13 protein-coding genes and 1 pseudogene are annotated in these 15,039 nt (G+C 46.7%); 8 read left to right on the top strand and 6 right to left on the bottom strand.

The genetic code is table 11. The annotated features are described in order from the left end of the window. Window positions 1-108: 108 nt before the first annotated feature. Together ppc and F899_RS01090 are read right to left on the bottom strand one after the other, a co-directional pair. Entirely contained in the window at window positions 109-2,793 is a 2,685-nt protein-coding gene (gene ppc, locus F899_RS01095; protein ID WP_005220423.1) for a phosphoenolpyruvate carboxylase, read from the bottom strand. Between the two features lie 145 nt (window positions 2,794-2,938). Further along, complete coding sequence (locus F899_RS01090) at window positions 2,939-3,559, bottom strand: TetR/AcrR family transcriptional regulator (protein WP_034434152.1); 621 nt, start codon at window positions 3,557-3,559, stop codon at window positions 2,939-2,941. A 148-nt stretch (window positions 3,560-3,707) separates the two neighbouring features. Here F899_RS01090 and F899_RS01085 point away from each other — a divergent pair, with 148 nt between their 5' ends. The 8 genes and pseudogenes from F899_RS01085 to F899_RS15765 form a co-directional block, all read left to right on the top strand. Then, a complete protein-coding gene (locus tag F899_RS01085) occupies window positions 3,708-4,811 on the top strand; it encodes an efflux RND transporter periplasmic adaptor subunit (RefSeq protein ID WP_005220419.1) in 1,104 nt (367 codons plus the stop codon). Between the two features lie 2 nt (window positions 4,812-4,813). Then, window positions 4,814-7,951: an efflux RND transporter permease subunit gene (locus tag F899_RS01080; protein ID WP_005220418.1), complete on the top strand. Its 3,138-nt coding sequence runs from the start codon at window positions 4,814-4,816 to the stop codon at window positions 7,949-7,951. A gap of 132 nt (window positions 7,952-8,083) precedes the next feature. Then, complete coding sequence (locus F899_RS01075) at window positions 8,084-8,461, top strand: hypothetical protein (RefSeq protein WP_005220415.1); 378 nt, start codon at window positions 8,084-8,086, stop codon at window positions 8,459-8,461. A 106-nt stretch (window positions 8,462-8,567) separates the two neighbouring features. After that, window positions 8,568-9,680 (top strand): molecular chaperone DnaJ, encoded by a 1,113-nt coding sequence (dnaJ, locus tag F899_RS01070; protein ID WP_005220414.1) that lies wholly within the window; start codon window positions 8,568-8,570, stop codon window positions 9,678-9,680. Between the two features lie 299 nt (window positions 9,681-9,979). Continuing rightward, on the top strand, window positions 9,980-10,453 hold the full coding sequence (locus F899_RS01065) for a Dps family protein (RefSeq protein WP_004814100.1): 474 nt from the start codon (window positions 9,980-9,982) through the stop codon (window positions 10,451-10,453). A 313-nt stretch (window positions 10,454-10,766) separates the two neighbouring features. Next, a complete protein-coding gene (gene dapB, locus F899_RS01060) occupies window positions 10,767-11,588 on the top strand; it encodes a 4-hydroxy-tetrahydrodipicolinate reductase (RefSeq protein ID WP_005220412.1) in 822 nt (273 codons plus the stop codon). 62 nt (window positions 11,589-11,650) lie between these two features. Beyond that, window positions 11,651-12,295 (top strand): SRPBCC family protein, encoded by a 645-nt coding sequence (locus tag F899_RS01055; protein ID WP_004895885.1) that lies wholly within the window; start codon window positions 11,651-11,653, stop codon window positions 12,293-12,295. 23 nt (window positions 12,296-12,318) lie between these two features. After that, window positions 12,319-12,572, top strand: a pseudogene (locus F899_RS15765) (LysR substrate-binding domain-containing protein); the annotation flags it as partial. Window positions 12,573-12,639: 67 nt separating this feature from the next. Here F899_RS15765 and ahr read toward each other — a convergent pair. From ahr to F899_RS01035, 4 genes are read right to left on the bottom strand one after another with little or no spacing between them, the layout of a single operon-like run. Further along, window positions 12,640-13,662 carry an NADPH-dependent aldehyde reductase Ahr gene (ahr, locus tag F899_RS01050; RefSeq protein ID WP_005220410.1) on the bottom strand — a complete coding sequence of 341 codons (1,023 nt, stop codon included), beginning with the start codon at window positions 13,660-13,662 and terminating at the stop codon, window positions 12,640-12,642. A gap of 4 nt (window positions 13,663-13,666) precedes the next feature. Continuing rightward, window positions 13,667-14,248 carry a DNA-3-methyladenine glycosylase I gene (locus tag F899_RS01045; protein ID WP_005220408.1) on the bottom strand — a complete coding sequence of 194 codons (582 nt, stop codon included), beginning with the start codon at window positions 14,246-14,248 and terminating at the stop codon, window positions 13,667-13,669. Window positions 14,249-14,264: 16 nt separating this feature from the next. After that, the gene (locus F899_RS01040; RefSeq protein ID WP_005220406.1) at window positions 14,265-14,510 is read right to left on the bottom strand and encodes a hypothetical protein; all 246 of its coding nucleotides are present in this window, start codon (window positions 14,508-14,510) and stop codon (window positions 14,265-14,267) included. Between the two features lie 15 nt (window positions 14,511-14,525). Next, complete coding sequence (locus F899_RS01035) at window positions 14,526-15,029, bottom strand: M23 family metallopeptidase (protein ID WP_372510642.1); 504 nt, start codon at window positions 15,027-15,029, stop codon at window positions 14,526-14,528. Window positions 15,030-15,039: the final 10 nt, after the last annotated feature.

Genomic DNA, 15,039 nt, shown 5'->3' with positions numbered 1-15,039 from the left:
TCTATAAATAAATCTAATGTGATATATAAAAGAAAGCTTTTTTTGGCTATTGACTGATCAATAAAAAAGCACATCATGGAGATGTGCTTCTTCATGATTAAAAATTACTTAGCCCGTATTACGTAAACCAGCGGCAATTCCGGCAATACTAACCATTAAGGCATGATCTACCGGGGTATGTTCAGCATTTTGCTCTGCCAGATACAGACGACGGCGTTTCATCAGTTCGGCCTGTAACAAGTGCAGCGGCAGTAAATAGGGCTTACGCACACGCATTGATTGATCCAGCACATCGTTACTGGTCAGCAGTTTGGATTCACCTTTTAAGGTCAGCAGCGTTTGTACCGCATCTTTCAGGCGTTGACGCAGTTCCTCACCCAATACTTTCAGGTCGGGATCATGAGTCAAGTGTGACTCATAATACAATGCCACATCACCATCTGCTTTGGATAGGACCATTTCCAGCATATCAATCAGGGTCTGGAAATATGGCCACTGCGCTAGCATTTCATCGAGTGTGGCACGTTGACCCTGATCCAGTACCTCATTTAATGCAGCACCGGTACCGAGCCAGGCAGGTAGCATCAAACGGATCTGGGTCCAGGCAAACACCCATGGAATTGCACGTAAAGATTCAATCCCGCCACTGACTTTACGTTTCGCTGGACGTGAACCTAAGGGCAGCATTTGCAGTTCCAGTTCTGGGGTGACGGTACGCAGGTATTTTACAAAGTGAGGATTTTCACGGACTGTCTGACGATAGACCTGTACCGATAAATCGGTCATCTGATGCATCAGGTCACGCCATTCTGTTTTCGGCACAGGGGGCGGCAATAGCGTTGCTTCCAGTGTTGCCGCGGTATAGATCTCCAGGTTTTGTAGCGCGATGCCTTCCAGACCGAACTTGAAGCGGATCATCTCACCCTGTTCAGTGACACGAATCGCCCCCGAGATCGAGCCGGGCGGTTGTGAGAACAGAGCCTGTTGTGTTGGAGCACCCCCCCGGCTGATTGAACCGCCACGGCCATGGAACAGCGTCAGCTGGATATCATGCTGTTTGGCAACAACCGTCAGTTCCTCTTGGGCACGGTATTGCGCCCAGTTGGCAGACATAAAACCGGCATCCTTGGCTGAATCTGAATAGCCAATCATGACTTCATGCTTGCCCTGAATATGCTGTTTATACCAGTGCATATTGAACAGGGTCGACATGGTACTGGCTGCGCCATCGAGATCTTTCAAAGTTTCAAAGAGAGGCACTACACGTAAAGCCTGCTTGATACCTGCTTCTTTTTGCAGCAATAAAACCGCCAGTACATCACTTGGATATTCCGCCATCGAAATGATATAGGCACCGAGTGATTCACTTGGCTGTTCTGCCAGCGTACGCATGGTCGCGAAGACTTCCTGCACATCCGGATGCTCAATCAGGCTGCCGGCCGGTTCATTGAGGTATTTTGGTAATAACGGACGCTTGCTTTGTAGTTCCTGTAATAAAAAATTTTGACGTGCCTGTTCAGTCCAGGTTTCAAAATTACCTAAGCCAAGATACTCCGTAATCGCAGAGATCGCTTGACGGTGACGGCCAGATTCCTGACGGATATCCAGTTTCAGCAATTCAATGCCGAAACTGTTCACACGGTAAATAAAGTCCAGCAGTTTGCCATTGGCAATTTCTGGCAGATTGCACGCTAGCAGCGAGCGATAGCACAGCAATAAAGGCTGTAATAACTCATCTTTGGTTTTAATTACCTGGCTGTCATCGGCATCATTGCCATGCAGTTTTTCTGCCAGCCAGTGACGTGTTGCTTTCAGGCGTTCACGGGTGTCACGGAGATATTCACGATAAGGTTCCGGATGTGAGCTGCCCAGCGCCTGTTGCAGTTCTTCACTGCATTGCTGGATCGACAGTTCCCAGCGCAGATCTTCAATATCACGTAAATACAGATCAGCAGCTTTCCAGCGTGACAGCCACAGTACTTCCTGAGTAATGTGATGAGTTACATTCGGGTTACCGTCACGGTCACCCCCCATCCAGGAGGCAAAACGTACTGGCGCCACACTGAGCGGTAATGACTGACCGCACTGTTCCTGTACCATGCCATCCAGTTCTCGGATGAATTTTGGTACTGCATTCCATAAGGTCTGTTCAATGGTAGTAAAGCCCCATTTGGCTTCATCGACTGGTGTCGGACGATGCTGACGGATTTCATCAGTCTGCCAGGCAGACGTGATTAGCTGTTTCAGTTCGGCCAAAACGGCTTGGCGTTCACGAGGGGTAAGTTTCTGCTGGTCGCATTTGGACAGACAGTCATTGATACCATCATATTTTTGAATCAGGGTACGGCGGCTGACTTCAGTCGGATGCGCAGTCAGTACCAGTTCAATTTTCAGTTCGCAGATCTGCTGATATAGGCTTTCAGCGGAAATTTCCTGCTGTTTAAATTTTTCAAATAGGGGAACCAGGGGATTTGGCGATTCGGCAGTTTCATCAAATTCGCTTTGACGGCGACGACGCACCACATGATATTGCTCGGCAATATTGGCAAAGTTCAGGAAGTGGGTAAAGGCACGGGTAAGCGGAAGAATTTCATCATCTTCCAGACTGAGAAATAGCTGTTCGAGTTGTTTTTCTGCTTCTAGCTGGCCGTCGCGAGCACCTTTGGAAAGCGCCCGAATCTGTTCCACCTGATTAAACAAATCCTGCCCCGCATGTAGCTTTAAGGTTTCACCGAGCAGATTGCCCAGTAAACGTACGTCTTCGCGTAGTGGTGCATCAATTTGTTGAGCCATTTTTATATTCCCTCTGTTGCATTTCCTGACTATACCGCACCTGGAAAGCATTCCAAGCCCGTTACAGACAAAAGTCGGACACGACCTGCCTATAAAATAGCAAGGTGAATGCCAATTTGTATGAATCTAATTACAAATTGGCAGTTTAGGCGGCATAGCGCAATAAGAAAATATGAATAGCGTCCTGAATAATTATTTGCTGTTGTTCTAAGGCAGGTACGGGAAACACGCCCAGCAGAACTTTCTGATGCCGGTTACCAAATAGCAGTGAGAGCATCAGTTCAGTTTGACGCAATGGATCATCTTGCTGAATAAAATGATAGCTCTGGGCCAGATGAAAGAACTCTTGCCAGAGCTGGCTTAATCGCAGATGCGAGGCATTAAAGAATTGTTGGGTTAAAGGACTTTGCTCGGAAGCCAGTTCCATTAGCAGTAAATCCAGTTTAATCGCTTCCGGCAGATTGACCATATTCATCGACAATATACAGGCTTCATGCAACGCATCACGAAAATTGCTCTCGGCATGCAGCAGTGTCGTTGGACTGGCTGGAATTAGGTGCTCACAGGTATCTTCAATTGCGCAGGTAAACAGTGTGGCTTTGTCCTGAAAATGGTTATACACCGTCAGCTTGGTCACGCCCGCAGTCTGCGCAATCTGGTTCATACTGGAACCATGATAGCCATGCTGCAAAAACAGGTGTTTGGCCGCATCCAGAATCCGCCGGCGCTTTTCGAGATCTTTAGGACGTCCTACGGGAATTTGCACATTTTTTTCCAAAAAAATAAAAATGGTCATTGTTTTATGGGGGTAATTCTAATTAGTGTACCGCATGGTATATTAATTAAAAAATAACCAGTTCACTATAGCGCAGTCTATCGACCAGAAAAATCATTATTTGATAAGAGCAGACAACATGAGCACGATTCAGTACGTCCTGACCGGCATGATTATAGCTTGCAGTGTGACCTTAGGGGGATGCAGCAAAAACAATGCGGCAACAGAACAGGAAGTTCCCTTTGTCATGGTAACTCAGCCGAATACCTCCTATTTAGAACAGAAAAGCTATGCCGGGGATGTACAGGCACGTCAGCAAACGCCACTGGCGTTTCGGGTCGCTGGTCAGATCACCCAGCGTTATGTCGATGTCGGGGATCAGGTTCGGGTAGGGCAAGTACTGGCAAGCTTAGATGTCAAGGATGCAGAACTGCAGTTAAACGCAGCACGTGCCCAACTGGAAAGTGCCCAGTCTGCAGCCAAAATTGCGGAAGATGAACTGAACCGTTTTAAACAGTTACTGCCGGCCAATGCGGTCAGCCGCTCGCAATATGATGCAGTCGAGAATCAATATAAGGCCGCTCTATCTAATCTGAAACAGGCCCAGTCCAATTATGATGTCAGCCGTAACCAGACGGGGTATAACCGCTTAATTGCCAATAAAAATGGCGTGGTTACTGCACGTCATATTGAAGTCGGTCAGGTCGTGGCAGCAGGACAGGCAGCCTTTGAAATTGCACTCTCTGGAGATCGTGAAGTGGTGATTGGGGTACCGGAACAGGCGGTGAGCGAAATTAAAGTGGGTCAGCCCGCTTGGGTTACCCTCTGGTCGAAAAAAGATGAAAAATTCAGTGCTTATGTGCGTGAGATTTCTCCGGCTGCAGATCAGTCCCGGACTTTTACGGTTCGGGTGGCATTACGTGAAGGCCAGAAGTCAATTCATCTCGGACAAAGTGCCCGTGTATTCTTTATCAAAACTCAGGACAATGCTCTGAGCGTACCCTTATCCAGTGTCTCTGCGACGGATGGTCAGGCCTATGTGATGGTCGTTAAGCCGGACGCTACCGTGCGTAAGATCCCGGTACAGATTGGTGCTTATGGCCGTGACTCTGTGCCTGTGCTGAGTGGCCTCAAAGCAGATGATTATGTAGTGATTGGAGGCATTCACCTGCTCCGGGATCAGCAAAAGATCCGTCCGATTGACCGTCAGAACCGTAGTGTAACTATACGGGCTGGAGGTTAAACATGAATTTTAACCTTTCCGAATGGGCCCTGAAAAATAAGGGTCTGGTGCTGTATTTCATGATTCTGCTCGGTCTGGTCGGCATCATGTCCTATTCCAAACTGTCACAGAGTGAAGATCCGCCTTTTACCTTTAAGGTGATGGTGGTACAGACCTACTGGCCGGGGGCCAGTGCACAGGAAGTTTCCTTGCAGGTCACGGACCGGATTGAAAAGGAACTGATGACCACGGGACAATATGACCGCATCATGGCTTATTCCCGTCCAGGTGAATCGCTGGTGACCTTTGTGGCCAAGGATTCGCTGCGATCCAGAGAAGTTCCTGATGTCTGGTATAACGTCCGTAAGAAAATTAATGATATCCGGCATGAACTGCCACAAGGCGTGCAAGGTCCGTTCTTTAACGATGAATTCGGCGATACTTTCGGCAATATCTATGTGCTGAAAGGCAAAGATTTCGACTATGCCACACTAAAAGAATATGCCGACCGTTTGCAACTGCAATTACAGCGTGTCAAAGATGTTGCCAAAGTTGAGCTGATTGGCCTGCAAGATCAGAAAATCTGGATTGAGATTTCTAATACCAAAGCTGCACAGCTGGGGATTCCAGTCACTGCCATTCAGCAATCGCTACAACAGCAAAATGCCATGAGCAATGCCGGTTTCTTTGAAACTGACACAGACCGGATTCAGGTTCGGGTCAGCGGTGCATTGCAGACTGTAGAAGAGCTACAGCAGATGCCACTCTATGTGAATGGTAAAACCATCCAGCTCGGCGATGTCGCAGAGGTCTATCGCGGCTTTACCGATCCCGCCCAGCCACGCATGCGTTTTATGGGGGAAAACGGCATTGGTATTGCGGTATCGATGCGTAAGGGTGGGGACATCATTGCCTTGGGTAAACATCTGGAACAGGAATTCGCCCGCTTGCAGAAGTCCCTGCCCCTCGGTATGGACCTGCAAAAAGTATCAGATCAGCCGGTTGCAGTGAAACGCAGTATCAACGAGTTTATGAAGGTGCTGGCGGAAGCGGTAATTATCGTGCTTCTGGTCAGTTTCTTCTCTCTCGGTTTCCGTCCTGGTCTGGTGGTGGCTTTTTCAATTCCTTTGGTACTGGCGATGACCTTTGCCGGGATGCAGCTATTTGATGTCGGTCTGCATAAGATTTCCTTAGGTGCCTTGATTCTGGCACTTGGCCTGCTGGTTGATGATGCCATTATTGCCATTGAGATGATGGCGATCAAAATGGAACAGGGCTATAGCCGGCTGGAAGCTGCCGGGCATGCCTGGCGTACCACGGCATTTCCGATGTTGACCGGAACCCTGATTACGGCAGCTGGCTTCCTGCCGATAGCCACTGCTGCATCTAGTACCGGGGAATATACCCGTTCCATCTTTCAGGTGGTGACCCTTGCCTTGCTGGTGTCCTGGATCGCTGCAGTGTTGTTCGTTCCTTATCTAGGGGATAAACTCCTGCCGGATTTTAATAGAGATCTGATCCAGAAAGCCCCCTGGTATCAGCGTTTATGGGCACGTCTGCGCAAGCAGCCTGAACCAGAGCCGATTGTGCATCATGCGGGGGAGCATCATGATCCTTATCAAACCCGGTTCTATCAGGGTTTTAGACGCTGGGTAAATACCTGTGTCACTTATCGCAAGACCGTGATTGCGTTGACTGTAGGAATTTTTGTCCTGTCGATCATCATGTTTAAATTCGTACCGCAACAGTTCTTTCCACCCTCCAATCGGGCGGAGATCCTGGTCGATCTGAAACTAGAAGAGGGTGCTTCACTGAAAGCCACCGAAGCTGCCGTGAAAAAAGTCGAAGCTTTCCTGTCTAAACAGGAGGGGATTGATAATTACGTAGTGTATGTTGGCACAGGCTCACCACGTTTTTACTTACCACTCGATCAGCAATTGCCTCAAACCAGCTTTGCCCAATTTGTGGTGCTGGCCTCTTCCCTAGAAGATCGCAATGAAATCCGTGAATCTTTAAGCAAGCAGATTCGTCTGCTGTTACCTGAAGTACGTACCCGTGTATCCTTGCTGGAAAATGGTCCACCGGTCGGCTATCCACTTCAATTCCGGGTGTCGGGTGAAGACTTGGCACTGGTACGCAGCTGGGCACAAAAAGTCGCTGCCAAGGTAGCCGAAAACCAGAACACCACCAATGTGCATCTGGACTGGGGCGAGCCAAGTAAAGTGATCAAATTAGACATTGATCAGGACCGTGCCCGTCAGATGGGCGTGAGCAGTAGTGATCTGGCCAATTTCCTGAACAGCTCCATTGCAGGCGCGGGACTGGATCAGTTCCGGGAAAAACGTGAGCTGATTGAAATCCGTCTGCGTGGTGAGCAGGCTGAACGTGTCGATGTGGCATCTTTAAGCAGTCTGGCGGTACCCACTGCACGTGGTAACTTTGTGCCCTTGGCGCAGATTGCCAATATTGAATACAGCTTTGAAGAGGGACTAATCTGGCATCGTAACCGTTTGCCGACGATTACCGTACGTGCGGATATCCGTAGTAATTTACAACCAGCCACCGTGGTCAATCAGCTTGCTCCTGTCTTGGAGAGCATTAAAGCTCAATTACCAAGTGGCTACTTGATTGAGGTAGGCGGAACCGTAGAGGAATCAGCACGTGGTCAGACATCTGTGAATGCTGGTATGCCATTGTTCCTGGCAGTGGTTCTGACCCTGCTGATGATCCAGCTAAGAAGTATGTCACGGACCTTTATTGTGTTCCTGACCGCGCCACTGGGCATCATTGGCGTGGTACTCTTTCTGTTATTGTTTAATAAACCGTTTGGTTTCGTCGCCATGCTGGGTACGATTGCACTCTCAGGCATGATCATGCGTAATTCCCTGATTCTGATTGATCAGATCGAACAGGATATTCAGGCTGGGGAATCACCATGGGATGCCATCATCAATGCCACGGTACGCCGTTGCCGTCCAATTGTATTGACTGCCCTGGCTGCTGTACTGGCCATGATTCCACTTTCACGTAGTATTTTCTTCGGCCCAATGGCAGTTGCCATCATGGGCGGACTGATTGTGGCGACACTGTTAACCCTGTTTTTCCTGCCGGCCTTGTATGCGCAATGGTTTAAGGTAAAGAAAACTTCGCAATCGGTCTAAAACTGTCTTAAAATCAGGTGCGAAATATTAAATTTTTTAATATAGTAGTGCCTGATAATTTTACAATTTTAAAAAATGCGAAGTTGCCGTTTTTCCAGTGTTGCAGAAACGGACAACGAGGTTGAAAGAGACATGAATCAAAAAAGTTTAACTCAAATGCGGCGCTCTGTAGCCATTGCATATGTGTTCATGTTTTTAGCCTCTTTTACCGTGATTTTTGGAATTTTTTCTTATTGGTTAGCACGCAAAGTCGCTCAGGTTGACTATGCAGAAGTCTGGCTACAGGCACAGGCGCTATGGATTATGCGTAATGTGGTGATTTATACCATGCTCGCTGTTTTTGCAGCCCTCTGGTTCATTCCACTCTTTTTCTATGCTTGGGACAGCATGTTATGGGTGAAAGCCTGCACTGTCGCTGGCGTCGTATTCAGCTTTATTGCGTTTATTTTCATGATTAATGCCTGGTTCAAGGGCGTGTCCAAATTCTATCAAAGCAAAGCTGTTTTCTAAGCTTTCGATTTTTTTTTCATATTCCCCCTTGTAAAAACTGGTTTGCCCCCCAATTTCAGACCACAGTTAAGTATTAAATAAAATTCCGTGAGGAGCATCGCCAGACATGGCTAAACGTGATTATTATGAGGTTTTGGGTGTTGCTAAAACCGCTAGTGATGATGAGATTAAAAAAGCCTACCGTAAGTTGGCGATGAAATATCATCCAGACCGCAACCCTGACAATCCAGAAGCTGAAGAAAAGTTCAAGGAAGCTTCAGAAGCTTATGAAGTACTGTCTGACAGCGAAAAGCGCAGCATGTACGACCGCATGGGCCATCAGGCCTTTGAAGGTGGTATGGGCGGCGGTGGCGGCTTCGGCGGTGGTTTTAGCGCAGAAGATATTTTCAGCCAGTTCGGTGACATCTTTGGTGGGGCATTTGGTGGCAGTCGTCAGCAACAACGTGCGCGCCGTGGTTCTGACTTACGTTATGTCATGGAACTGAGCCTGGAAGAAGCAGTCAAAGGCGTCAAGAAAACCATTACCTTCACTGCGCCTGCACCATGTGATGCCTGTGATGGTAAAGGTTCCAAAAATCCGAATGATGTGGAAACTTGTCCGACCTGTCATGGTGCAGGCCAGGTACGTATGCAGCAGGGCTTCTTCTCTGTACAGCAAACCTGTAGCACCTGTCGTGGTCAAGGCAAGATCATCAAGAATCCATGTAATAAATGTCATGGTTCGGGCGTATCTGATCGAAAGCAAACCCTGGAAGTTACCATTCCCGCTGGTGTGGACAATGGCGACCGCGTACGTTTAACTGGTAAGGGTGAAGCGATCCGTGATGGTCAATCAGGCGATCTATACGTAGAAGTGGTAGTGCGTGAGCACGAGATCTTCCAGCGTGATGGTGCTGACCTGTATATGGATGTGCCTGTTTCAATTGCTGATGCTGCATTGGGTAAAGAGATTGAAATCCCAACCCTGGATGGCCGTGTCAGCCTGAAAATCCCGGAAGGTACGCAAACCGGTAAATTATTCCGTTTACGTGGTAAGGGGGTAAAACCTGTTCGTACCAGCATGACTGGTGACCTGTTATGCCGTATTGTGGTTGAAACACCAGTAAACCTGACTTCACGTCAGCGCGAATTGCTGAAAGAGCTGCAAGCATCAATGGATGGGGAAGGTAGCCAATCTTCACCGAAGAAAAAATCATTCTTTGATCGTCTGTTTGACTAATTGAATGAAAATAAAAAAGGACGCTCAGGCGTCCTTTTTTTAGACCTCAGCTTTACAGTTCACCGATTTTTAAAGAGAAAAAAATTGGTATCTTCTTAAGGTTTGTGTATAAGTTTACTGCTTAGTAAAACCTCTGTCTTACTTTATATTCCTGTGGCTTGAACTTACTCTGTTATTTCAACAAAGCTAACATAAATGATACTGATCTCATCTTTTGCAATTTGCTGAAGTAGCTAAACTGATTATAAGAATAAAGAAGTTGATCACGCATAATTTTTTTAAAATTTAAGGTAACCGAGATGATAAAAGTAAATATTGGTATTTCAGCCGAAGACAGAGCGGAAATTGTAGAAGGTCTATCCAGACTACTTGCCGATAGCTACACCTTATATTTAATGACCCATAACTTTCACTGGAATGTCACCGGCCCGCAATTTAATACTTTACATAACATGTTCATGCAGCAGTATACCGAACAGTGGAATGCTTTAGACATTATTGCAGAACGGATCCGTTCTTTGGGCTTTCCGACACCAGGAACCTATCAGCAGTTTGCAAAGCTGACTTCTATTGAGGAAATTGAAGGTGTTCCTAAAGCGGAGGAAATGATTCGCTTACTGGTCAATGCCCATGAGACGGTTGCCCGTACCGCAAGAAGCATGTTTGACATTGTAGACAAGGCAAATGACCAGCCAACTGCAGATATCCTGACTCAACGTCTGAATGTACACGAGAAAACAGCCTGGATGTTAAGAAGTCTGTTAGAAGAGTAAATCTTTCAGATATTCAAAGCTGAATTTTTAGTTTTCTATTTTCAAGGTATTGCTCTCATACAACTGGCCCATGGTTATCCTATGGGCTTTTTATATTTTTAATCCTGAGCTCATCGTGTATACAGGAAAAACAGCTTGCCCAATATTCTATAGAAAGCCGACTCTTTAGAATTTAATTAAACATTTCCTGCATATCAAAAACGCTCATGACCTTCTTTAATTCTTTTCATTGATTTTTATGCGATCAATCTTAGTGTTAGGAGCGAGTTTTGCTATAGTAAGAACAATTTCGAATCAATATCAGGACTATGTTATGTCAGCGACACCACGCATTGGAATTTTAGGTGCAGGCGGCCGTATGGGGCGCATCCTTATTCAGGCGGTGAAAGAAGCCGGCTATCAATTGGGCGCAGCAGTTGAACGCCCAGAAAGTACTTTAATTGGTACAGATGCAGGTGAAATGGCAGGTATTGGTGCAGTTGGCGTAAAAGTTGTGGGTAGCCTTGAAGAAGTGGTGAAAGACTGTGATGTTGTCATTGACTTTACTGCACCTGCAGCCACTATACATCACCTTAAAGTGTGCCGTGAAAATGGCGTGGCCATCGTGATTGGTACCACGGGTCTCAACGACGAACAAAAAGCTTACCTCGATGAGTCTGCAACTGAAACCCCTGTGGTCTACGCTGCCAACTATTCAGTGGGTGTAAACGTGTCAATTAAACTACTAGAGCTCGCATCTAAAGTATTTGGTGATACCGTTGATATTGAAGTGATTGAAGCGCACCATCGTCATAAAGTGGATGCACCATCAGGTACAGCACTGATGTGGGGTGAGGCAATTGCCGGTGCACTTGGCCGTGATCTGAAAAAAGATGCAGTCTATCATCGTGAAGGCCATACAGGTCCACGTGAGCGCCAAAGTATCGGCTTCCAAACGATTCGTGGTGGTGATATTGTGGGTGAGCATACAGCGATGTTTATTGCCGATGGCGAACGCGTTGAAATTACCCATAAAGCCACTAACCGCATGAACTTCGCTTCAGGTGCAGTACGTGCCGCGGCTTGGGTAGTTGGTCGCGAAGCGCGCAAATATGACATGAAAGATGTACTTGGTTTTAACGATATTCAAGTTTAAATTTTCGTCAAAATCATTTATAAGTATAAGAATAACTAAAACTAAAATAAGACGACAATGGAATGAAAAAAGTCATACTCATGATCTGTGCTGTGGCATTTGCCGCCGCAGCACAGCCTAAATCTGTACCAAATGCCAAACTCAGTATTAATAAAAATAATATCAAGGTCTGGACCTATCAAGACAAGAACAATCCGGTTTTTCTGTATAAAGCTGAAACGACCTATGATGTACCGATCGAACAGGCGGTGCACCTGATTATTGATGTCGATAATGCAGTAAAATGGGTGCCTTATATGGGCAATGTGAAGGTACTCTCCCGGGATGACAAAAAGGGCGATTTCACCTTGTATATGGTGCTGGATTTCCCATTTCCGCTGAAAGACCGGGACTTAGTGGTACAAGGGAAAATGATCCGTGAAGCCAATGGCCAGATCACGATTAAGAACAAAGCTATTCAAAAGGGCTATCCACTGAATCCGGATTATGTACGCTTGACCCATTATGAAGGTGACTGGACTTTTAACCGTTTAGGCGAGAAAAAGGTCAAGGTCTCTACCTATGGTTATGCCAATCCTGAAGGCTCTATCCCGCTGACCTTTGTAAACATGTTTGTACAGCAGCAGCCTTATCAGATGTTGCAAAAAATGAAGCTGGAACTGAATAAATCCTCGACAGTTCCGGTATTGCCAGAAGCATTGCGTTAGCTGGATGGCGAATCTTTAATCGTGTGGCGCACAAGATTAAAGCTCTCAATAGAGAGACCATCCGTCAACTGGCTTTACAGGGGATCGGCATTACCTGTCTATCAAGTTTTCTGGTTAAAGACGATTAACAGCCAGGTGGTTTACAGGCCCTGTTTGAAGACCAGATTGAGCTGCATTATCAAAAAATTATGCGATCTATCACCGGCAGGAACATTTGCCTAAACGCGTACATCTGTTTATTGAATTTCTGGCCCAGAAACTGGCCAAATATTTATAAATATACCTATAAGAAAATCTACCCTATTCCTAGGAGAGGGTAGATTTATATTCAATCAGGAATAAAATCAAAAGTCTGCTTTCAGTACAATCCGGTAACGGGCCTGACCAGAATGCAGACGTTCAATTGCTGTATTGATTTCTGACATTGGAAATAATTCGATTTGGGGTGTAATATTTTTACGCGCAGCAAATTTCAGTAACTGACGTAAAGCTACTGGAGAACCTGTCGGTGAACCAGTCACGGATTTGGCTCCGCCAATTAATGAGCCAGCCGAAATCTGCATCGGCTCTAAAGGTAAGCCCAGCATATGCACGGTACCATTCGGTGCCAGTGTCGCCAGATAAGCCTGCCAGTCCAACGTAACATTCACGGTACTGAGCAGCAGATCGAATTTACCACGCAGTTTTTTAATTGCTGCCGGATCACGGCTGTTCACCACATGATCCGCGCCCATCGCTTTCAGCTCATCGGTTTTATCCAGGTTGGAGGTAAAAGCAGTAATCTCACAGCCCCAAGCTTTGAGCAATTTAATGGCGATATGCCCTAAACCGCCAATGCCAATAACCCCGACATGGTGAATGGCCTGAATCTGATGTTTCAGAATCGGATCAAATACGGTAATACCACCACAGAGCAGGGGACCGGCACTGGTCGGATCCAGATCTTCCGGTAGAGGAATTGCCCATTGCCAGCCAGCACGGACTTTATCGGCGAAACCACCGGCATGACCCACAATTGTGGCCACTTGACCCCCAGTACACATGACCTGTTGACCTGAAATACATGAGTCACAATGCTGGCAACTTTCTGCTGTCCAGCCAATGCCGACACGCTGACCGACCTTTAAACCTTTGGCTTCCGCACCCAGTTGTGTGATTGTGCCAATAATTTCATGGCCGGCTACAACAGGATAGACTGAAGATCCCCAGTCATTATTGAGTACTGAAATATCGGAATGGCATAGGCCACAATATTCAACTTTGACTTCGACCTGATGTGGCTGAAGTTCACCTGCATCAAATTGATAAGGCTCTAGTGCTGCACCTGCAGACATTGCGGCATAGGCTTGAATAGTATTATTAGACATGGGCTCAGCTCTTATTTGAATGAGAGGATCTTGTTTTAAAGTGACAGTGATTTTCATGGTCATCGACCATGCCCACTGCCTGCATAAAGGCATAACAAATCGTTGGACCAACAAATCTGAAACCGGCTTTTTTCAAGGCTTTGGACATGTGCTGACTTTCATTAGTCTGTGCCGGAGCCTGACGATAATTTACCACATCATTATTTAAACGCGGCTGCCGGGCAAAAGACCACAACCATTCGACCACATCATGATCTTGAGATTTCAGCTGTTGCCAGGCTCGGGCATTATCCCGAATTGCGGTCAGTTTACCGATATGCCGGATCAGACTAGCATCTTGCAGTTTTGCTGTGAGTTGCTCATCTGTAAAAGCAGCAATGGTTGCAATAGAATATTGAAAGAAATGTTCACGGTATGCTTCACGCTTTTTCAGGACTGTGATCCAGGCCAATCCTGCTTGCTGTCCTTCCAGACACAGCATTTCAAACAGACGCGGTTCATCCAGAACAACCTGACCCCATTCCTGGTCGTGATATTGAATATAAAGAGAATTATCGGAGCACCAGCCACAGCGTTGAATGGTCATGTGATGCTCCTTATGTTTAGAGTTTAAACATGGTCCATTGATCTTGCTGGTTATCCCAGTAAGACAGCTCTGCCTGCTCCAGATCACTAAACTGGATCCAGGCATCTTTACCGTTTTTATCGGCATAACCGGTACTGATCAGAAGTGCATCTTCGGTGATTTCCATAATCCAGCCCTGATAAGTCTGGTCATTGAACACGATTTTTTGTTGATTGCCTGATTCAGCAAATTCTACCAGACGGTTGATCAACGCTTCTGACATGTACATTTCCTAAAATTAACGTAAATATGGATAGGGATTTACTGCACCACGGCCTTTACCCTGCAGATAAAGCCCATAATGCAGGTGAGGCGCAGTATGCCGTGCATTACCGCTATTGCCAACATAGCCAATTACCTGACCTTTTTTGACATAGTCCCCGACACTCAAGCCGCGCTTATGCCCGTCGAGATGCGCATAATAATGCCAGGTTCCACCCGGGCCGAGTATCCAGATCACTTTACCACCCAAATTGTTATTGCGTAAGTCTGCAATCAGGCCCTCCGTCGCACTCAGGACTTTGGTTCCACGTGGAGCCATAATGTCGATACCTTCATGCAGGCGGCCACTGCTGCGGGAAGCGCCCCAGGTATCCTTGAGCTGGCGTGTCTTGATGTTATCTACCGGGATCGGTAGCCGGGAGGGCATTGTTGTATTCCTCAGTTGCTGCACCAGAATCGGATTTAGTACTGCAGAACCCGACTGTTTAGGAGTAGAGCTACATGCTGCCAATAGCAGCATTAAAACAGAA

The organism is Acinetobacter sp. CIP 101934, from assembly GCF_000369585.1.
Lineage (GTDB): Bacteria > Pseudomonadota > Gammaproteobacteria > Pseudomonadales > Moraxellaceae > Acinetobacter > Acinetobacter schindleri.
The sequence above is the reverse complement of the archived record's forward strand: the minus strand, read 5'-3'. Positions and strand labels throughout refer to the sequence as shown.

Bases quoted from the DNA above. Each gene is read 5' to 3' on its own strand.
- F899_RS01055 (WP_004895885.1), top strand. From the start codon at position 11,651: ATGAAAAAAGTCATACTCATGATCTGTGCTGTGGCATTTGCCGCCGCA.
- F899_RS01045 (WP_005220408.1), bottom strand. From the start codon at position 14,248: ATGACCATTCAACGCTGTGGCTGGTGCTCCGATAATTCTCTTTATATT.
- F899_RS01035 (WP_372510642.1), bottom strand. From the start codon at position 15,029: ATGCTGCTATTGGCAGCATGTAGCTCTACTCCTAAACAGTCGGGTTCT.
- dapB (WP_005220412.1), top strand. From the start codon at position 10,767: ATGTCAGCGACACCACGCATTGGAATTTTAGGTGCAGGCGGCCGTATG.
- F899_RS01075 (WP_005220415.1), top strand. From the start codon at position 8,084: ATGAATCAAAAAAGTTTAACTCAAATGCGGCGCTCTGTAGCCATTGCA.
- F899_RS01040 (WP_005220406.1), bottom strand. From the start codon at position 14,510: ATGTCAGAAGCGTTGATCAACCGTCTGGTAGAATTTGCTGAATCAGGC.
- F899_RS01065 (WP_004814100.1), top strand. From the start codon at position 9,980: ATGATAAAAGTAAATATTGGTATTTCAGCCGAAGACAGAGCGGAAATT.
- ppc (WP_005220423.1), bottom strand. From the start codon at position 2,793: ATGGCTCAACAAATTGATGCACCACTACGCGAAGACGTACGTTTACTG.
- dnaJ (WP_005220414.1), top strand. From the start codon at position 8,568: ATGGCTAAACGTGATTATTATGAGGTTTTGGGTGTTGCTAAAACCGCT.
- F899_RS01080 (WP_005220418.1), top strand. From the start codon at position 4,814: ATGAATTTTAACCTTTCCGAATGGGCCCTGAAAAATAAGGGTCTGGTG.
- F899_RS01085 (WP_005220419.1), top strand. From the start codon at position 3,708: ATGAGCACGATTCAGTACGTCCTGACCGGCATGATTATAGCTTGCAGT.
- ahr (WP_005220410.1), bottom strand. From the start codon at position 13,662: ATGTCTAATAATACTATTCAAGCCTATGCCGCAATGTCTGCAGGTGCA.